The 16,490-nt window shown below is 35.4% G+C and carries 11 protein-coding genes; 4 read left to right on the top strand and 7 right to left on the bottom strand.

What is annotated here, in order from left to right:
• Positions 1 to 336: 336 nt before the first annotated feature.
• From ACFIJ8_RS01005 to ACFIJ8_RS00980, 6 genes are all read right to left on the bottom strand, one after another.
• On the bottom strand, positions 337 to 1,611 hold the full coding sequence (locus tag ACFIJ8_RS01005) for a pitrilysin family protein (protein ID WP_012754834.1): 1,275 nt from the start codon (positions 1,609 to 1,611) through the stop codon (positions 337 to 339).
• Between the two features lie 83 nt (positions 1,612 to 1,694).
• On the bottom strand, positions 1,695 to 3,092 hold the full coding sequence (gene thrC, locus ACFIJ8_RS01000) for a threonine synthase (RefSeq protein ID WP_273787916.1): 1,398 nt from the start codon (positions 3,090 to 3,092) through the stop codon (positions 1,695 to 1,697).
• 624 nt (positions 3,093 to 3,716) lie between these two features.
• Positions 3,717 to 4,079 carry a hypothetical protein gene (locus tag ACFIJ8_RS00995; protein WP_375638681.1) on the bottom strand — a complete coding sequence of 121 codons (363 nt, stop codon included), beginning with the start codon at positions 4,077 to 4,079 and terminating at the stop codon, positions 3,717 to 3,719.
• Positions 4,080 to 4,294: 215 nt separating this feature from the next.
• Positions 4,295 to 4,657 (bottom strand): hypothetical protein, encoded by a 363-nt coding sequence (locus tag ACFIJ8_RS00990; RefSeq protein WP_273787918.1) that lies wholly within the window; start codon positions 4,655 to 4,657, stop codon positions 4,295 to 4,297.
• A 182-nt stretch (positions 4,658 to 4,839) separates the two neighbouring features.
• Positions 4,840 to 5,196: a hypothetical protein gene (locus ACFIJ8_RS00985; RefSeq protein ID WP_273787919.1), complete on the bottom strand. Its 357-nt coding sequence runs from the start codon at positions 5,194 to 5,196 to the stop codon at positions 4,840 to 4,842.
• 1,806 nt (positions 5,197 to 7,002) lie between these two features.
• Positions 7,003 to 7,698: an HAD family hydrolase gene (locus ACFIJ8_RS00980; RefSeq protein ID WP_375638678.1), complete on the bottom strand. Its 696-nt coding sequence runs from the start codon at positions 7,696 to 7,698 to the stop codon at positions 7,003 to 7,005.
• A 372-nt stretch (positions 7,699 to 8,070) separates the two neighbouring features.
• Here ACFIJ8_RS00980 and ACFIJ8_RS00975 point away from each other — a divergent pair, with 372 nt between their 5' ends.
• Entirely contained in the window at positions 8,071 to 9,159 is a 1,089-nt protein-coding gene (locus ACFIJ8_RS00975; RefSeq protein ID WP_375628326.1) for a site-specific DNA-methyltransferase, read from the top strand.
• Between the two features lie 764 nt (positions 9,160 to 9,923).
• Here the strand turns inward: ACFIJ8_RS00975 and mutY are convergent.
• Positions 9,924 to 10,982 carry an A/G-specific adenine glycosylase gene (gene mutY / locus ACFIJ8_RS00970; protein WP_273787922.1) on the bottom strand — a complete coding sequence of 353 codons (1,059 nt, stop codon included), beginning with the start codon at positions 10,980 to 10,982 and terminating at the stop codon, positions 9,924 to 9,926.
• A 142-nt stretch (positions 10,983 to 11,124) separates the two neighbouring features.
• On the opposite strand from mutY, the gene ACFIJ8_RS00965 reads away from it, so the two are divergent.
• From ACFIJ8_RS00965 to ppdK, 3 genes are all read left to right on the top strand, one after another.
• Positions 11,125 to 11,619 (top strand): DUF721 domain-containing protein, encoded by a 495-nt coding sequence (locus ACFIJ8_RS00965; RefSeq protein ID WP_375638676.1) that lies wholly within the window; start codon positions 11,125 to 11,127, stop codon positions 11,617 to 11,619.
• An 89-nt stretch (positions 11,620 to 11,708) separates the two neighbouring features.
• Complete coding sequence (locus tag ACFIJ8_RS00960) at positions 11,709 to 12,365, top strand: DsbA family protein (protein ID WP_375638674.1); 657 nt, start codon at positions 11,709 to 11,711, stop codon at positions 12,363 to 12,365.
• A gap of 177 nt (positions 12,366 to 12,542) precedes the next feature.
• Complete coding sequence (ppdK, locus tag ACFIJ8_RS00955; protein WP_375638672.1) at positions 12,543 to 15,209, top strand: pyruvate, phosphate dikinase; 2,667 nt, start codon at positions 12,543 to 12,545, stop codon at positions 15,207 to 15,209.
• Positions 15,210 to 16,490 lie beyond the last annotated feature (1,281 nt).

Here is a 16,490-nt window from a genome sequence, read left to right as displayed (position 1 = left end):
TTATTTACATAATAAATTGTTATCACTTTTTCTTAAGTTATGTGGTTTTATATACAAATAGACCACATGTCCATTTGCTTCAATGGAACTTGAAGCGAATGAAGTTTTATATTTTAAAAGGGCAAAGTTAAACCATGAATTTCCAGATTTCACGGATATACCTTCACTCATTAGAATCTTTATCACATGAAGTATGAATTGGGTAGTTTTGTACGCTTCTTTGCCCAATATTTCCAAAACTTATTTAATGAGAAGAGCTTTTGTGGTAAATTTTACGATAAAATATGTGTATGTTTATGTGTATGTTATTGTGATGCTGTTTTGAAAAGAAGTTTTTTATTTTAGCTTGGATGAAAGAGTTGACGTTAAATCATCAAAATTTATGAGGGGTCCTACAGGTCCGACAGCAGTTAGTGTTGGAGTGGAATTTGTAAAAAGACGATGTGCTAAGTCAGTTAATCTTTTAGGAGTGATGAGATTGAGGCGTTCAATTGTTTCCGATATTGGAATTGGTCGACCATAAAGGAGTATTTGGCGAGCAATGAGATGTGCTTGACTAGAGGGATTTTCCTGTGACATTGTCAGATTCGCACGATATTGCGTTTGTGCTCGTTGCAGTTCATTGGCGTGAATGTTTTTACTGACCTTGGAAAGTTCATCAAGAATCACGGGAATAAGTTCTTTGAGCCCTTCTTGTCCGGTAGCTGCGTGAACACCAAAAAGCCCAGTATCTGAAAATCCCCAATGAAAAGCATAAATAGAATAGCATAATCCACGTTTCTCTCTTACCTCTTGAAAAAGACGTGAAGACATACCACCACCAAGAATGATTGAAAGAATTTGGGCCGCATAAAAATCACGCGCGTGATAAGCACGCCCTTCAAACCCTAGAACAACTTGTGTATCCATTAAATCGCGATATTCACGAAAGTCGCCACCGACATAATTTGCAAGATTAGTAAGAGGTGCGGTTGAATGGGAGCGAAAAGTACCAAGACGACTTTCAACTTCTCGCAAGAAACTTTCGTGTTTTACAGCTCCTGCAGCAACGACAATCATACGATCTGCACTATATTGTTTATTGATGAAATCATGGAGATCAGTAGATGTAAATGATTGAATAGTTTTAGCTGTTCCTAAAATAGAGCGTCCAAGGGATTGATGACGAAAGGCTGTTTCTGTAAAGTGATCAAAAACAATATCATCAGGAGTGTCATGAGCGGCACCAATTTCCTGAAATATTACTTGTTTTTCTCGTTCTAGTTCATTGTCGTCAAATTTTGAATGCATTAAAATATCGGCTAAAATGTCTATAGCAAGTGGGATATCGCTTTTAAGTACACGTGCAAAGTAAGCTGTTGTTTCAATACTGGTTGTGGCATTGATTTCACCGCCAACATCTTCAATATCGGTTGCAATTTGAAAAGCAGTGCGGTTTTCGGTTCCTTTAAAAGCCATATGCTCAAGAAGATGAGCAATACCATGCTGTGTGGAGGTTTCATTGCGTGAGCCCACTTTAACCCATATTCCGAGGGCAACACTATCAATTTGTTGCATTGTATGTGTGGCGATAGTCAAGCCATTACTAAGGCGACATATATCTACATCCATGTATTTACAACTCCATTAAATAAGCTAAATACCTCATTGTAAGGGTATTAGAATATTCTTGATTTAAGTTAATGCAGCTAACTTTAATAAGATGCACGCGATTTTAAAGAGATATAATCTTTTACTATTTTTTCATCATTAGCAAGACTTATAAAGTGTTCTTTGCGTTTCATTACATCATTGAGATGAGATGGCCATGGGGCATGAAGTCCACAAGCACTTTTAATAGTATCAGGAAATTTAGCTGGATGAGCCGTGGCAAGGACGATCATTGGAATATGCGGTTTTTTGTTTTTACGCGCTACTTGAAGAGCGACGGCTGTATGTGGATCAACAAGATAGCCACTTTCCTTATAGACACTATCAATTGTTTGAGCTGTTGCAGCCATGTTGCTTTTCCCAGCGGAAAATAGGGAACGAATATTTTTGAGTTGCTTTTCATCAAGAGTAAAACGTCCTGATTGTTTCAAGTTGTCCATTGCATTGCGAATCCACATTGGATCACGATTGCCACTTTCAAAGAGCAAACGTTCAAAATTAGAAGAGACCTGAATATCCATAGAAGGTGATGTTGTATGGACTATTGGTTGTGTTTCGTAAGTACCGCTGGTCAATGTACGTGCAAGGATGTCGTTATCATTCGTTGCGATGACCAGTTGAGCAATGGGTAATCCCATACGGGCTGCGACATAACCTGCAAAAATATCACCAAAATTTCCAGTAGGAACAGTAAATGAAACAGCTCTATCAGGAGCCCCTAAGGAAAGTGCAGATGAAAAATAGTAAACAATTTGCGCCATGATACGCGCCCAATTTATAGAGTTAACACCTGAAAGCGCTCTTTTTTTACGAAAATTGTGGTCATTAAACATTGCTTTGACAAGAGCTTGGCAATCATCAAAATTTCCTTCAATGGCAATGGCATGAACATTTGAACATTGATTGGTTGTCATTTGCCGTTGTTGAACAGGTGATACACGTCCTTTAGGAAATAAAATAAAAATATCTGAGTGTTCTTTTCCAGCAAAAGCTTGTATCGCAGCCCCTCCTGTATCACCTGATGTTGCAGCAATAATCGTTGCACGTCTATTTTTTTCAGTCAAAACATAATCCATCAGTCGAGAAAGAAACTGCATTGCGACATCTTTAAAAGCTAAAGTAGGACCATGAAAGAGTTCAAGGATAAATTCATCTGCTCCAGTTTGTCGTAACGGACAGATTGCTGGATGGTGAAAGGTTGCATAAGATTCAGCGATCATATTTTCAAAAGCTGTATATTCGATTTCGTTATTCACAAAGGGCCACAGAATAGTTTTAGCAATTGTTGTATAGGACTGACCACGAAGTGCTCGTAACGCATCAAATGAGAGCTGAGGAAATTTATCTGGCAGATAAAGTCCCCCATCACTCGCCAATCCTGTCATGATCGTTTCCGTAAAGCTTAAAGCAGGAGCTTCACCTCTCGTGCTGATATATTCCATAAGTCTTATCCTTTTTTTATTTCTGGAAAATAGGTGAAGTTATTTATTTCACGTTTTTCATAATATTTAAATTATTAAATGGATAGTTTTTTTTACTCAATAATGAAAGGAAATAGTCTTAAGCATTTTTATTTTTGAGATATAAACGTCAAATGTTCACAGAAAATCTGTTAAAGTCGAAAATTTTCTCTCTATTATTCATTCACTTAAATTTTGCAACGTATCTTTATTTGCGCACCTTATTAAATAACAAAATCAAATAGATAGAATGGTTTTTATTGAAGAACTTTTTTGAAAAACTCAATCATTCATAGTTATTTTATGCTCTTATACTTTGTAACAATTAAATCTGCTAAAATGAATGTTGAAATGATACAACCAGAAACTCACACTGGAAGATTTATAAGGTAATTTTATGGCATTTCGTGCGCAAATCTATACTTTGAATAATGTTTGTTTAGCTTAATCTATTATTTTGTATAATGATAGATATTATATTTGTTCTATACAGTATGGTAACCTGAAGTTTATCCATAGAAAACATACAACAGCCTGCTGAATGATGTGAAGCAGGCTGTAAAGTATTCTCATTTTAAATAGAAAAAATAACTGAGTATTTTTGAATTATTTGCCTTTAAGTTTTCCTATTGCCCATCCGATTGTCCCGCTAAATATGGACATAACAAATCCAGTCAAGAATCCAAAACCCAAAGCTCCTACTGTAGAAAAAACTCCTAGCGTAATTGGTTCAAATACTTTCTCAAATTTTCCTTCAATGGCAGTTTCACTTTTTTCTCCATGAGTGAAACTTGGGACATAAAGAGAAGCTATATCGATAGCTTTTTTCTTTCCCTGTTCTATTAGAGAGACAGTTTCACATTGAATATCATTTTTCAAATGATTGGCATGAACATTTATAACTTGTGAAAGCAAAAAAGCAACTGCTATAAAAATATTTAATACGTAAGTTTTCAATACTTTAATCATAATTTATCACCAATACTTTTACTTTTGTTTTAATTTGAATTGAATAGATGCATCAGCAGAATTAGTGCACATTGAGAGAAACAGAAGCATTTAAAGCTTTTTCATTCTTAATGTGATAATTCATTAGTTTTTTGTCATCAAAAATGGATAAATACAGAATATATCCATTGTTTATATTTCGTATGAGAAGGTTTTATTCTGATAAAATTTCAATTTTAACGAGATTTAAAATACGATATTATTTTACCTATTATCCATCCTAAAAACATGCCTATCGTACTTGATGCATATCCAAGTGCCATCCCAACACCAAAGGTTCCGAGTGTAAGAGGTTCAACGACCTTTTCAAATTTTCCTTCAATAGTAGTTTCATTATCCACTCCAAGATTTAGAATGGGGCTATAGAGAGAAACGGTATGGACTGCATCCTGTCTTTTCTGCTCTATTGCAGAAACAAAAATATTCTCACGATGAGTATTATTTTGCAAATAGTTTGCATGTACATTTACAACCTGTGAAAGAAAAAAGGCAGACATAATGAAAATACTTAACATATGATTTTTTAACAATTTAATCATAATTTACCTCAAATATTTTATAATATTCAATATATATATGCGTAAATTTATACTTTGGATATTTGGATATAATCTACAACATTTATATCTTGTATCAAGAGAAGCTTCATTATGTAATTATTTACAACAAATAGTAGATTTCATAATGAAGCTATTATTCTAGAGTTCTAGACGAGGTTGAATTATTTGAACATCAACACTATGTCCTTTATCCAACTTATTATCGATCCTATAAAGCTCATTGCATATCCAGCAAACAATAGTCCCACTCCTACAGTCATAGGCTCAACGACCTTTTCAATTTTCCCTTCACCTGTTGTTCCCTTTTCTGTTTGATAATTTACAGATGAAACATAGAAAGCAGTCGTAGAAACTACATCAGATTTTGCATACTTTACTTGTTCCATTGGGAAAACAGAAAGTTCCTCTTTTGGAGTATCGGTTTTCAAATAGTTTGCATTAACATTTACAGTTTGTGAAATAAAAAAAGTGCTCGCTATAAAAATGCTTAAGATATAATTTTTAAATATTTTGACCATAACTTTACCTCAAATATTTTTAATTTATATATGTAAGAAAATATACATAATGTTTATATATCTCACACTATATACAATTTAGATATTTCAATATGTATTTTTAGTCAATAATAAAAATACATATAAAAATATAAATATATTTTTTTATAAACATTATTGTAAAAAGGTAACAGTAATAGTCACAAAAATATTTTTTAAAATTTTATGAAATATTTCGTTATGTGTTATATATAAATAACATGTGGTGATCGCATAATTTTTATAAAATGATATTAATATTATTTTTTTAAATACATTTATAGATAATAAAAAATATGAAAATTATGATGTATTTATAAAAATACTATTAAATATTAAAATATAAATGGATGCGATAAATTTTTATTATTTACAATAGTTGTTATAGATACTAAAAATATACAGTTCTCTCATAGTATAAAGTAGAGCTCGAATTGGATAGAGATAAATGATATTATATTTTTCTCGCCAATGTGAACAGCATATTACTGTGATGTAAAGCAGTATATAGAAGAATATCAATTCAGAGACATTTATGAGTTCAGAGACATTTATGAGTGCTGAAAGATCGGCATTAGATAATATTTTTCAACATTTTCTTCTTTCCAAACCGAAAAGCCACTTTTATTTTTAGAAAGGATGTCTTTCCTAAAGTTGGATTACTTTTGAAAAGATCTGATTTCATTGCTTATTTAAAAAATCTATGCAAGTGCTTTCAGAAAATTTTGAGCAACTACAGGTATCTCTTTACGTTGTTCTATGTTTCATATTTATGTGCTTTTTAAGAAATCCTTCTCAAGGTACTCAAGCCTATTTTGCAATTATAGGTATGATGATAAAGCCCCATAATATAAAATTCTTAGGGCATCAGAATCTTTGATGTTTATAAAGAAGAAAGATGGCATCGCCATACACTTTGCTCGCTTCTAATGTTGCTACAATCTTTGCATCTTGAGATGATTTATTAAGAGACATTTTTATTTCTTTAATTCAGCATATCTAGGTTTGAAATAAGAGAATCTTACAATATTCGTTTTTTTGTTTAGTTCAATAATGATAAATTATTATTATAAATCAATTTGTTGACCGCAAATGACTTGGTGTGAAATGTTTTTTATAAAATGCACATCGTCATAAGAATCTATTCTTTTTATCTTTTGTAATTTTAGGGAGGTTGTACCAATTGATGCTGTTAAAATACTGTTTAAGCAGCAAAGTAAATAAACCTTCAACAAGTTTACGAGATTTGGATTGAGTAAATATAAGTCCTTCTAACTCAACAAGGACGCTTTTGTTGTTTTCAATAAACTCTTGTATTCCATAGATTCCGCGAATTTTAATATGCTTTCCATGTTCAATACGCACTTACTCTAAAATTTTACCATAGTGTGTGATTTTTTTGATCAGATGAAAGAGGCTAGCAATTTTCACATCTTGTCGAGCAGGGCATCGTCATATTCCTTTTTTGAAAAATATAATAACTTATCAGGATGGGCTGCTGAGGTTGGGAGTGGGATATCGGATTTGAGATAGATAAGCAGGGTTTGATTTTTATGATTTTTCCTCCCTGTTGTTTGCTTTTTTTTAAGCGCGTGCAATGGTTAACTGACTTATTGATTGTTCAACGAGGTGCTATATTTTTTCCTTCACATTGAAATGCAATTCACCCGTATCGTGAATTACGCATTTATTGAAGTTATTATAAAAGAAGCAATGAGAAGAGAAGGGCATTTGAGTAAAAATGCTTCTTACATAAGAGTTTACAAACTAATATATTCAAGAGATTTTTTATAATAGGTCCCTCCATACTGCCATTGCTTCTAAGACTTCTCCTAAATGAGCATGTTTTGCGATAACTGTTTCTGCACCAGCTTCTGCAAGTGCATTAGAGTGGCCAAGATAGCTATGTGATCCTCCCGTAAAGCCGATGACACGCATGCCTGCTGCTGTGGCTGCGTGTACACCATGAAGGGAATCTTCTATAACGATAGTGTTTTGGGGCTCTGCCTGTAATTGTTGTGCGGCAAAAAGGAAAACATCAGGGGCCGGTTTCGTTCTTTTTGTTCCAACTTCAGGTGCTGAAAATATTTTACCTTCAAAAAGGTCATAGAGATCAACCGTGGTGAGCATCTCTTTTATATCTACGCTTTTTGCATTAGAGCAGATACAGTAGGGATAGCGTGTTTGAATAATTTCTACGGCTTCTCTTACATCATCAATAGCCCGTAATTTAGTTTTTATTTGTGTACGAAAAATATTAGTCATCTGATCTATGAGATTAGCGGAAATTGGTTTTTCTGTTTCCTGTTCAACTTGTTTAAGAATATCGCGAAAAATAAGCCCTGCAAAACGCTCACTCAATTCTTCGGGTGATATTTCATATCCTGTTTGTTTGAGCAATTGAGATCCAATTTTTGCTGCAAGATATTCAGAGTCGACGAGAACTCCGTCACAATCAAAAATAATAAGATCTATCTGAGGCATAAGATATTCCTTTACATATTACGAGATGGACAACTTTCATGAAAACGATATTGAGAGGATCTTATTTCATAAAAATACGCTTTGAAAATGATTCTTAATTCTTTTACGAAATAAAAGATATGGGAACAGTACATTGAAAAAAAGAAAAATAAGGTTTCATTCATATGAAAGTTTTTTTTACTTAAAAAAACAAAAACAATTATCAATTTTGTAGAACTTTAACGATACGTTTACGCTATTTTGTAAATATGGATTGGTAATGCGGGCCTATAAACTATTTTGGTTGATTATAGGGCAAATTCAGTTAATTTTGTTGGGTTTTTCATGACAGTTATTCAGCTTCAAAAAGATTTTCTTCGTACTCCCTCACAGATGCCATGGCGCAATAAAATTTTTAAAGGAGATTGTGTTTCCGTTCTAGAAAAACTTCCAAAACATTCCGTTGATATGATTTTTGCGGATCCACCCTATAATTTGCAATTGGACGGAGCTTTATATCGTCCAGATCATTCGCTTGTTGATGCGGTTGATGATGAATGGGATCAGTTTGAGAGTTTTGCTGCTTATGATGCTTTTACCCGTGCATGGTTGCTTGCTTGTCGTCGTGTATTAAAACCCAACGGAACACTTTGGGTTATCGGATCTTACCATAATATTTTTCGAGTTGGGACGGCATTACAAGATTTAGGTTTTTGGATGCTTAATGATATTATTTGGCGCAAAAATAATCCGATGCCTAATTTTCGAGGGCGCCGTTTTCAAAATGCTCATGAGACGCTTATTTGGGCCGTGCGAGATCAAAAAGATAAAAAGTACACATTTAATTATGATGCCTTAAAAGCGGCAAATGAAGATCTACAAATGCGTTCAGATTGGCTTTTCCCTCTCTGTACTGGAGCTGAACGTTTAAAGGATGATTCAGGGCGTAAATTACATCCAACACAAAAACCGCAAGCGTTATTAGCGCGTATTATTATGGCTTCTAGTAAACCTGGTGATGTTATTCTTGATCCGTTTTTTGGTTCGGGAACAACAGGTGCTGTTGCCAAGCTTTTAGGGCGTGATTTTGTTGGGATTGAACGCGAGCAAGATTACATTGATGCAGCATGTGAGAGAATTGCAGCGGTTAAACCTTTAGCGCAACCAGAATTAGCGATTTTGGATAGAAAAAAAGCAGAACCGCGCGTAGCATTCAACAGTTTGCTTGAAGCAGGTTTACTCTATCCTGGAGAAGTTCTTTATGATCGTAAGAAGCAAGTGTCTGCTATTGTAAGAGCTGATGGTACGATTATGCATGGTGGTGAAGCGGGCTCAATTCACGCAATGGGAAGAAAGGCTCAAGATTCGCAGAGTTGTAATGGTTGGACATTTTGGTATTATGAGGAAAATGGACGGTTGAAGTCCATAGATCATTTAAGAATGATCATACGTTCACAAATGTTAAAAACGGGTGTTTTATGAACTAAGCTGATTGCTTCATTCTAGAGTGATCATCAATGTACCTGATCTTGATTGAGATGGACGTGAGGGTGTTTTATGCCTTTCTTAGATGTTTTTTATTAAAACACTAATCTCGCTTGTAAGCGGCAAGCGAGTATTTTTATGCTTTTTGTAGAAGAAATTAAAATGAGAAATTTTCACTCTATGTTCTGATTTTAGTTCCAAAACAGTAAAATTTTAATATAATCTTATAAAAATGAAATATCAAAATTAAAAGGCTCATTCAGAAGCTCAAAATTAAGTGCTTTTTTGAGGTAATACGTGCATCTATAAAGTGCGTAAAATGTATTGGTTTATCAAGATAATTTAGCGTTATTCATATTGAGTTTCCCCGAATATCGTCAAATTTTCTTATTTCAGAACTGTTTCATATTGAATCAATAAAATTTATTTGCTTGCATGTCATAAGCGGGGTTGGCGTGTGAATAAAATTGTTAAAGAAAGAACTAAAAAGTACCTTTTATGAACCGTTTCAAGTGCCAAGGGTTGTTGTAGGGGGCTGGTAAATATAATGATGGTGCTGACTTGCTCCTTCATAAGCAAAAAAGGATAGATCCTGAAATTTAAATCTAAGCTTTTTTATCCCTCCTTAATTCTTATCTGTAGAAAAAATTGGTTATTTCATTTTTTTAAGTTTTTCTTTTACAGATTAATAAATGACTTAATAAATGACCGTTAGAGATACAAAAGTCTCCGTTAGAAAACATTTTTACGAATAGGGAAGGTTATTTAAATCTGAAAGAATTGGGAAGTGCTACAGAAATGGCTTTTTTCATAACAGTAGGTAGTGCTTCTTCGGCAAGATGTTGAATGTTACACCACCAACCATTTTCACAATTCATTTCATGAACATCCTCAGTATAGTAAACATCGAGTTTTAGAGAAAAGTGAGTAAAAACATGCGTAATTTGTCCTTTGAATTGCCAATTGGCAGTAAAGGGTGCATTTTGGAGCCCATTTTCGTTGTTTATGCCAATATTGTTAGGAATTTGGGTCATTCCACCAAGGAGCTTTTGCGTCTGTCGTTTTTCCAAATAAATTTGTCTCTTTTTATTAAGAGCCACAAAAGCAATACCTGTTTTTGAAGGGCGTTCTTTTTTAGGGGCTTTGACTGGAAAAGATTCCGGTTGTTGCGTCTTTGCTGCTTTACATAAACATTGAAGAGGGCAGGTATAACAAGATGGTTTGCGTGGAGTACAAACTGTTGCTCCTAAATCCATCATTGCTTGAGCAAAGTCACCAGGACGATTTAAAGCAGTAATTTTTTGTGTTTTTTCTTTAATTTCAACTTTTGCTTTTTGTAATATTGAAGTGATAGCAAAAAGGCGCGCTACCACACGTTCGACATTACCATCAACCACTGCTACAGGGTGATTAAAAGCAATTGAAGCAATGGCTGCGGCAGTATAATCTCCAATACCGGCTAGAGTTCGCAATTCTTTTACAGATTGTGGAAATTGTCCTGCGTAGTTTTCAACAAGCTGTTGCGCACATTTTTTAAGATTACGTGCGCGTGAATAATAACCAAGTCCAGCCCATGCTTTCATGATGTCATCTTGTGAGGCTTTTGCTAAAGAGGAAAGATCAGGCCATAGTTTCAGAAACTTTTTAAAATAAGGCTTAACTGTTTCAACGGTTGTTTGTTGAAGCATGATTTCAGAAAGCCAAACTTGATAAGGATCAGGACGGATACCTTGTTTTTGCTTTTCGGGGGTAATCCGCCATGGGAGATGTCTGTGATTTTGATCGTACCAAGCAAGGAGGTGCGAAGAAATTTCATACATGATTGTTTTCAAGCATAGGAAGATATAAAATGCAAAAGAAAAAATTATTTATTTTGTTGATATTTCATAAATTGAGGAGGCAATAATTTTTAGATGAAACAAATGATTTTAATTTAGTAAGCGATTGAACAATGATCTAAAAATGAGAAAACAACTTAAAAAACATATCTTTTATTCTCTTTCTGAGACGGTATACAAAATACTTGATCCAGTTTTACGCAAACGGACAGGGCTTAATGTGGCGCTTATAGAACATTGGCCACAAATTGCGGGCTATGATATCAGTGAACATACAATGCCGCTTAAAATTATTTGGAAACGTCGTGCAGATCAAGATGATGTTTTTCAGCCAGCAACACTTGTTGTCGCATGTGAAGGATTTGCTGCGTTAAAATTGATGCATGAAACAGAGGAATTACTTCATAGAATTAACGGATTTTTTGGCTATATTGCTATTGATCGCATCAAGATTGAGCAAAGGAGTATGTCGGTTTTTATGAATCACTTGCCTCTAAAATCGTCTTTGAGTGAACAAGACAAAAAATGCGTGGGAGAAATGCTTGAAGGAATTGAAGATAAAAGCTTGCGCCAATCACTTTATAAACTTGGCTGTTGCATTTTCTTGGAAAAAAAATAATAAATAGAAAGATATTTTATATATTTTTCTTTAATATATGAGAAAGCATTGGATTCTTATTCGTTAATAACAACAGAAAAGTATTATTTATGGTAAAATATCGTTCTTTTTTATCTTTCGGGATAATTTTTCTCTTCATAACGATTGCACAAAATAGTGTAACAGCTGCTTTAGCGCGTGATCCCAAACCAGTGGCAACTGTTGATATGGAAGAGATTCTCCAATCGGGTAAAGTAAAGGATCGCTTTGAGGGAGAGGCGGATGCACCAGTCGTCATTGTTGAGTATGCTTCGTTGACATGTACCCATTGTGCGCATTTTTATAATGATATACTTCCTCAAATTCGTAAAAAATATATCAAAACAGGAAAAGTAAAACTGATTTTCCGCGATTATGCTTTTGATCCTCGGGCAACAGCAGGTTTTATGTTGGCACAGTGTGCACCAGAAGATCGCTATTTTCCTTTGATAGAAGTTTTATTTCAAAAACAAAATGAATGGGCTTTCGGAAAAGATGCTCTAACACCATTGAAAAAAATTGGCTTAATGGCTGGTTTTACAGATGAAAGTTTTACTGCATGTTTGAAAAATCAAGCCATTTTAGATGAAGTGAATGCATCCTTTGAGCGTGGTAAAAAACTTGGTGTTACAGCAACGCCTACTTTCTTTATTAATGGTAGTAAATATGAAGGTGCCATGAAAGTAGAAGACTTTTTTTCGGTGATTGATAGTTTTCTTAAAAAATGAATCTTAATCTTCCAGAAGATGGATAGTGATACTTTTTGTCATTATCGCTTTTGGAAGGATTAATAGTATGCATTTATGAAGCAATATTTTTTGTTAAGCCGATTTTGAATCAAATCATTGCTTTTAGTGAGCCTAGGTTGAATGATGTTTTGATGCTGATATGGGAGGATTTGTACAATGAAAAAATGGGTTTATAGTTTTGGAGATGGAAAGGCAGAAGGAAGTGCAAGTGAACGTAACCTTCTCGGAGGTAAAGGGGCTAATTTGGCAGAAATGAGTAATCTTGGTTTGCCCGTACCACCCGGATTTACGCTGACAACAGAAGTTTGTAATTTTTATTATGCCCATGACAAATCATATCCAGAAGAGCTACAGGAATCTGTTAAGCAAGCACTAAGACGCATTGGAGAACAAACAGGACGTGAATTTGGGAGTGAGCAAAAGCCACTTTTGCTTTCTGTTCGTTCAGGGGCTAGGGCTTCTATGCCAGGGATGATGGATACAGTGCTTAACCTTGGCATGAATGATGAGACTGTAAAAGCCATTGCTTTACAAGCTAATAATGAACGTTTTGCTTATGATAGTTATCGGCGTTTTATCCAAATGTATTCTAACGTTGTTTTGGGGTTAGATCATTCGTATTTTGAAGAAATTCTTGATGAAGCAAAAGTACGCAATGGTTACACTATTGATACAGAAATGACAGCAGATGATTGGAAAGATGTTATTATTTCTTATAAAGCATACGTTGAAGAAAAATTAGGGAAACCTTTTCCGCAAGATCCTGAACAACAATTGTGGGGAGCAATTGGAGCGGTTTTTTCAAGTTGGATGACAGCACGCGCAGTCACTTATCGTCGTTTACATGATATTCCTGAAAGTTGGGGAACAGCAGTGAATGTACAAGCGATGGTGTTTGGCAATATGGGTGAGGATTCAGCAACGGGCGTTGCTTTTACACGCAATCCATCAACAGGGAAAAAAGAACTTTATGGTGAATTTTTAGTTAATGCGCAAGGGGAAGATGTTGTGGCGGGCATTCGAACGCCTCAAAATATTACAGAAAATGCGCGTATTGTTGCTGGTTCAAATAGGCCGTCATTAGAAAAAATTATGCCTGAGGCTTTTTTGAAATTATGTCAGATAGTGCAGAAGCTTGAGCAGCATTATCGGGATATGCAAGATCTCGAATTTACCATTGAAAAAGGTAAATTATGGATGCTTCAGACTCGTTCGGGAAAACGAACGGCTCGTGCGGCTCTCAAGATAGCAATTGAAATGGTTGAAGAGGGGTTAATAAGCCATGAAGAGGCTGTGATGCGTATTGATGCAAAGTCGCTTGACCAACTTTTGCATCCAACACTTGATCCCAAAGCAGAACGTTTTGTTATAGGACGTGGTTTACCTGCTTCTCCTGGAGCCGCAACTGGTGAAATTGTTTTTACTTCAGAAGAGGCAGAAACTGTGTCGGCGGAAGGTCGCAAGGTTATTTTGGTCCGTGTAGAAACAAGCCCAGAAGATATTCATGGTATGCATGCTGCAGAAGGAATTTTAACAACGCGTGGCGGTATGACAAGTCACGCTGCTGTTGTTGCGCGGGGGATGGGAAAACCATGTATTTCTGGTGCTGGCAGTGTGCGGATTGATTATAACACAAATACGCTGTTTGCTTCAGGAGAAAGCTTTAAAAAAGGTGATGTTATCACAATTGATGGTGGAAGTGGAGAAATTTTCAAAGGGAAAGTTGCAATGTTGCAGCCTCAGCTTTGCGGAGACTTTGCAAAATTAATGGAATGGGCTGATGGGATGCGGCGTCTCAGAGTTCGCGCTAATGCTGATACACCATCTGATGCCCGTATGGGGCGTTCCTTTGGGGCTGAAGGTATTGGTTTATGCCGTACGGAGCATATGTTTTTTTCTGATGAACGTATCGTTGCCATGCGTGAAATGATTTTAAGTCATGATGAAAATGGTCGTCGTAAAGCACTGGATAAGCTTTTGCCAATGCAGCGTTCAGATTTTAGTGAATTATTTGAAATTATGTGTGGTTTACCTGTTACTATCCGCTTGCTAGATCCACCATTACATGAATTTTTACCTAAAACGAAAACAGAAATTCTTGATGTTGCAACAGCTATGGGTATTTCTGCTGAAGTGCTTGCTGAACGCACTCAGCAGTTGCACGAATTTAATCCTATGCTTGGATTACGTGGATGCCGTTTAGCTATTACTTATCCTGAAATTGCAGAAATGCAAGCGCGGGCGATTTTTGAAGCAGCAGCAGAAGCTGCCCAAAAATCTGGATCTCCTGTTATGCTTGAAATTATGGTGCCACTTGTTGCGCTTAAATCTGAACTCGATTTTGTAAAAGCACGTATTGATCAGGTTGCTGAGGAAGTGATGAAAGAAAAGGGAAGCACTATTCAATATATGGTTGGGACGATGATTGAGCTTCCAAGGGCGGCGCTTCGAGCAGATGAAATTGCTGAAACTGCTGAATTTTTTTCATTTGGAACAAACGATTTGACACAAACTACTTTTGGGATTTCCCGTGATGATGCTGCTCCTTTTTTGGCAACCTATTTTCAAAAAGGTCTTTTAGAGCAAGATCCTTTCGTGTCTATTGACCGTGATGGAGTAGGAGAACTTATTACCATTGCTGCACAGCGTGGACGATCAAAGCGTGCAAAAATAAAATTGGGAATTTGCGGTGAACATGGAGGCGATCCTGCCTCTATTGCTTTATGCGAAGAAAATAACCTAGATTATGTTTCGTGTTCTCCTTTTCGAGTACCAATTGCTCGTTTAGCAGCAGCCCAGGCCGCAATAGCAAAAAGGGTGTAATGGGTTAATATTTTTTTGTTGTATAGTTATTACTGAAATAAATTTTTATATATTCTTTTATTTTCTTTAATAAAGGAAATAAAATTGCTTCTAAAATGCACGATAAGTTATGTTACGCGAGAAAGTATATTTTTGAGAGGTTTATGAGAGAAAATATAAAGCAGGATAGACAAAGATGTATTATTAATACACTTTCTATTGACGAACCTCTTGATAGAGAGAAACGTATTATTGTGCAGTCAATTTACACGTTTGCTTTTTTATAGGGGAATGGACTCCTCACGCAAAATAGAATGCTCCAAACAAATGCATTTTTTTGCACATCATGCTGTTTGAGATAGACATCTCTCAGTGGATGCCCCGTTTCACATTGACATTCGTGGAATGGGGATTATGTAAAACTCCCCGTAAGTTTATAAAAATCTTCCCAAAGTATATAAACTCTACTATGTGCTATCATCTTTACATTCCTGAAGGAACATCAAAGTTATACAATATGTTGATTTATAATGATAATTTTTTATTTCTCATATTGAACGAAAGCTGTAAATATCACAAGATTTTCTCATTTCAACTTCTTTTATAATGGATCAATTAAAACCATGTTTTTTGCATATTACAGGCGGAATTAGCGTCTATGGATAAAAAAATAAAGCAAGGATATGCTTCTTCAAGTGTCAAGAGCTGTCACAAATTGAAGGTAGGTAGTGTGTAATGGTGCCGGTTTGCTTCTTCACAAGCGTAAAGATGATAGCGCACAGAGAAGGCTGCTATTATTATTCACGGGCCGTTGTTGCGAAATGGGCTTGGGTGCTTTAGAAATGTTTTTTTTTAAGAAAGTTCGTGAATGGCAATCCACGTATATTCCGTTTAGGACATTTTGTTTTACGTGAGGGGGGGGGGGGGGAGCCCAAAAAGACGCGAGCTAAATAAAAGCATGAGGCAATAGGTAATCTCCATTATTTTAAAGACATTGCTTTAGATGTCTTTGAAAGTCGTAAAGCTAAATTAAAAGGAAATGGCAAAGATGAAAACTGTTTTCTACCCTTAAAATTTCATATTCTTCCCAAATTAGACTGTCTCTCTGTTTCAGAGATTATAGAAACAGAGATGTGCAATGCCCTTGCCTCCATTGGGCATACAAAAGCTATAACAGTTGAGAAAGTACTAAACTGTCTTAACATTTGCTTCAAACATACTGCTGCGTTAGGTTTGGATGTTGATTTTTAGACGACACAAAAAGCACACGCTCTCTTAGAAAACAACGTCATAAAACACAAA

The organism is Bartonella sp. MF74HXZ (assembly GCF_042194445.1).
GTDB classification, from domain to species: domain Bacteria; phylum Pseudomonadota; class Alphaproteobacteria; order Rhizobiales; family Rhizobiaceae; genus Bartonella; species Bartonella grahamii.
Note: the sequence above shows the minus strand (reverse complement) of the source record. Positions and strands in the feature narration are given on the sequence as shown.

Excerpts from the sequence above, each read along its gene's own strand:
- ACFIJ8_RS01005 (WP_012754834.1), bottom strand. The coding sequence starts at position 1,611 with ATGGATGTAGATATATGTCGCCTTAGTAATGGCTTGACTATCGCCACA.
- ACFIJ8_RS00990 (WP_273787918.1), bottom strand. The coding sequence starts at position 4,657 with ATGATTAAATTGTTAAAAAATCATATGTTAAGTATTTTCATTATGTCT.
- ACFIJ8_RS00980 (WP_375638678.1), bottom strand. The coding sequence starts at position 7,698 with ATGCCTCAGATAGATCTTATTATTTTTGATTGTGACGGAGTTCTCGTC.
- ACFIJ8_RS00960 (WP_375638674.1), top strand. The coding sequence starts at position 11,709 with ATGGTAAAATATCGTTCTTTTTTATCTTTCGGGATAATTTTTCTCTTC.
- ACFIJ8_RS00985 (WP_273787919.1), bottom strand. The coding sequence starts at position 5,196 with ATGGTCAAAATATTTAAAAATTATATCTTAAGCATTTTTATAGCGAGC.
- thrC (WP_273787916.1), bottom strand. The coding sequence starts at position 3,092 with ATGGAATATATCAGCACGAGAGGTGAAGCTCCTGCTTTAAGCTTTACG.
- ACFIJ8_RS00965 (WP_375638676.1), top strand. The coding sequence starts at position 11,125 with ATGAGAAAACAACTTAAAAAACATATCTTTTATTCTCTTTCTGAGACG.
- ACFIJ8_RS00995 (WP_375638681.1), bottom strand. The coding sequence starts at position 4,079 with ATGATTAAAGTATTGAAAACTTACGTATTAAATATTTTTATAGCAGTT.
- mutY (WP_273787922.1), bottom strand. The coding sequence starts at position 10,982 with ATGTATGAAATTTCTTCGCACCTCCTTGCTTGGTACGATCAAAATCAC.
- ACFIJ8_RS00975 (WP_375628326.1), top strand. The coding sequence starts at position 8,071 with ATGCCATGGCGCAATAAAATTTTTAAAGGAGATTGTGTTTCCGTTCTA.
- ppdK (WP_375638672.1), top strand. The coding sequence starts at position 12,543 with ATGAAAAAATGGGTTTATAGTTTTGGAGATGGAAAGGCAGAAGGAAGT.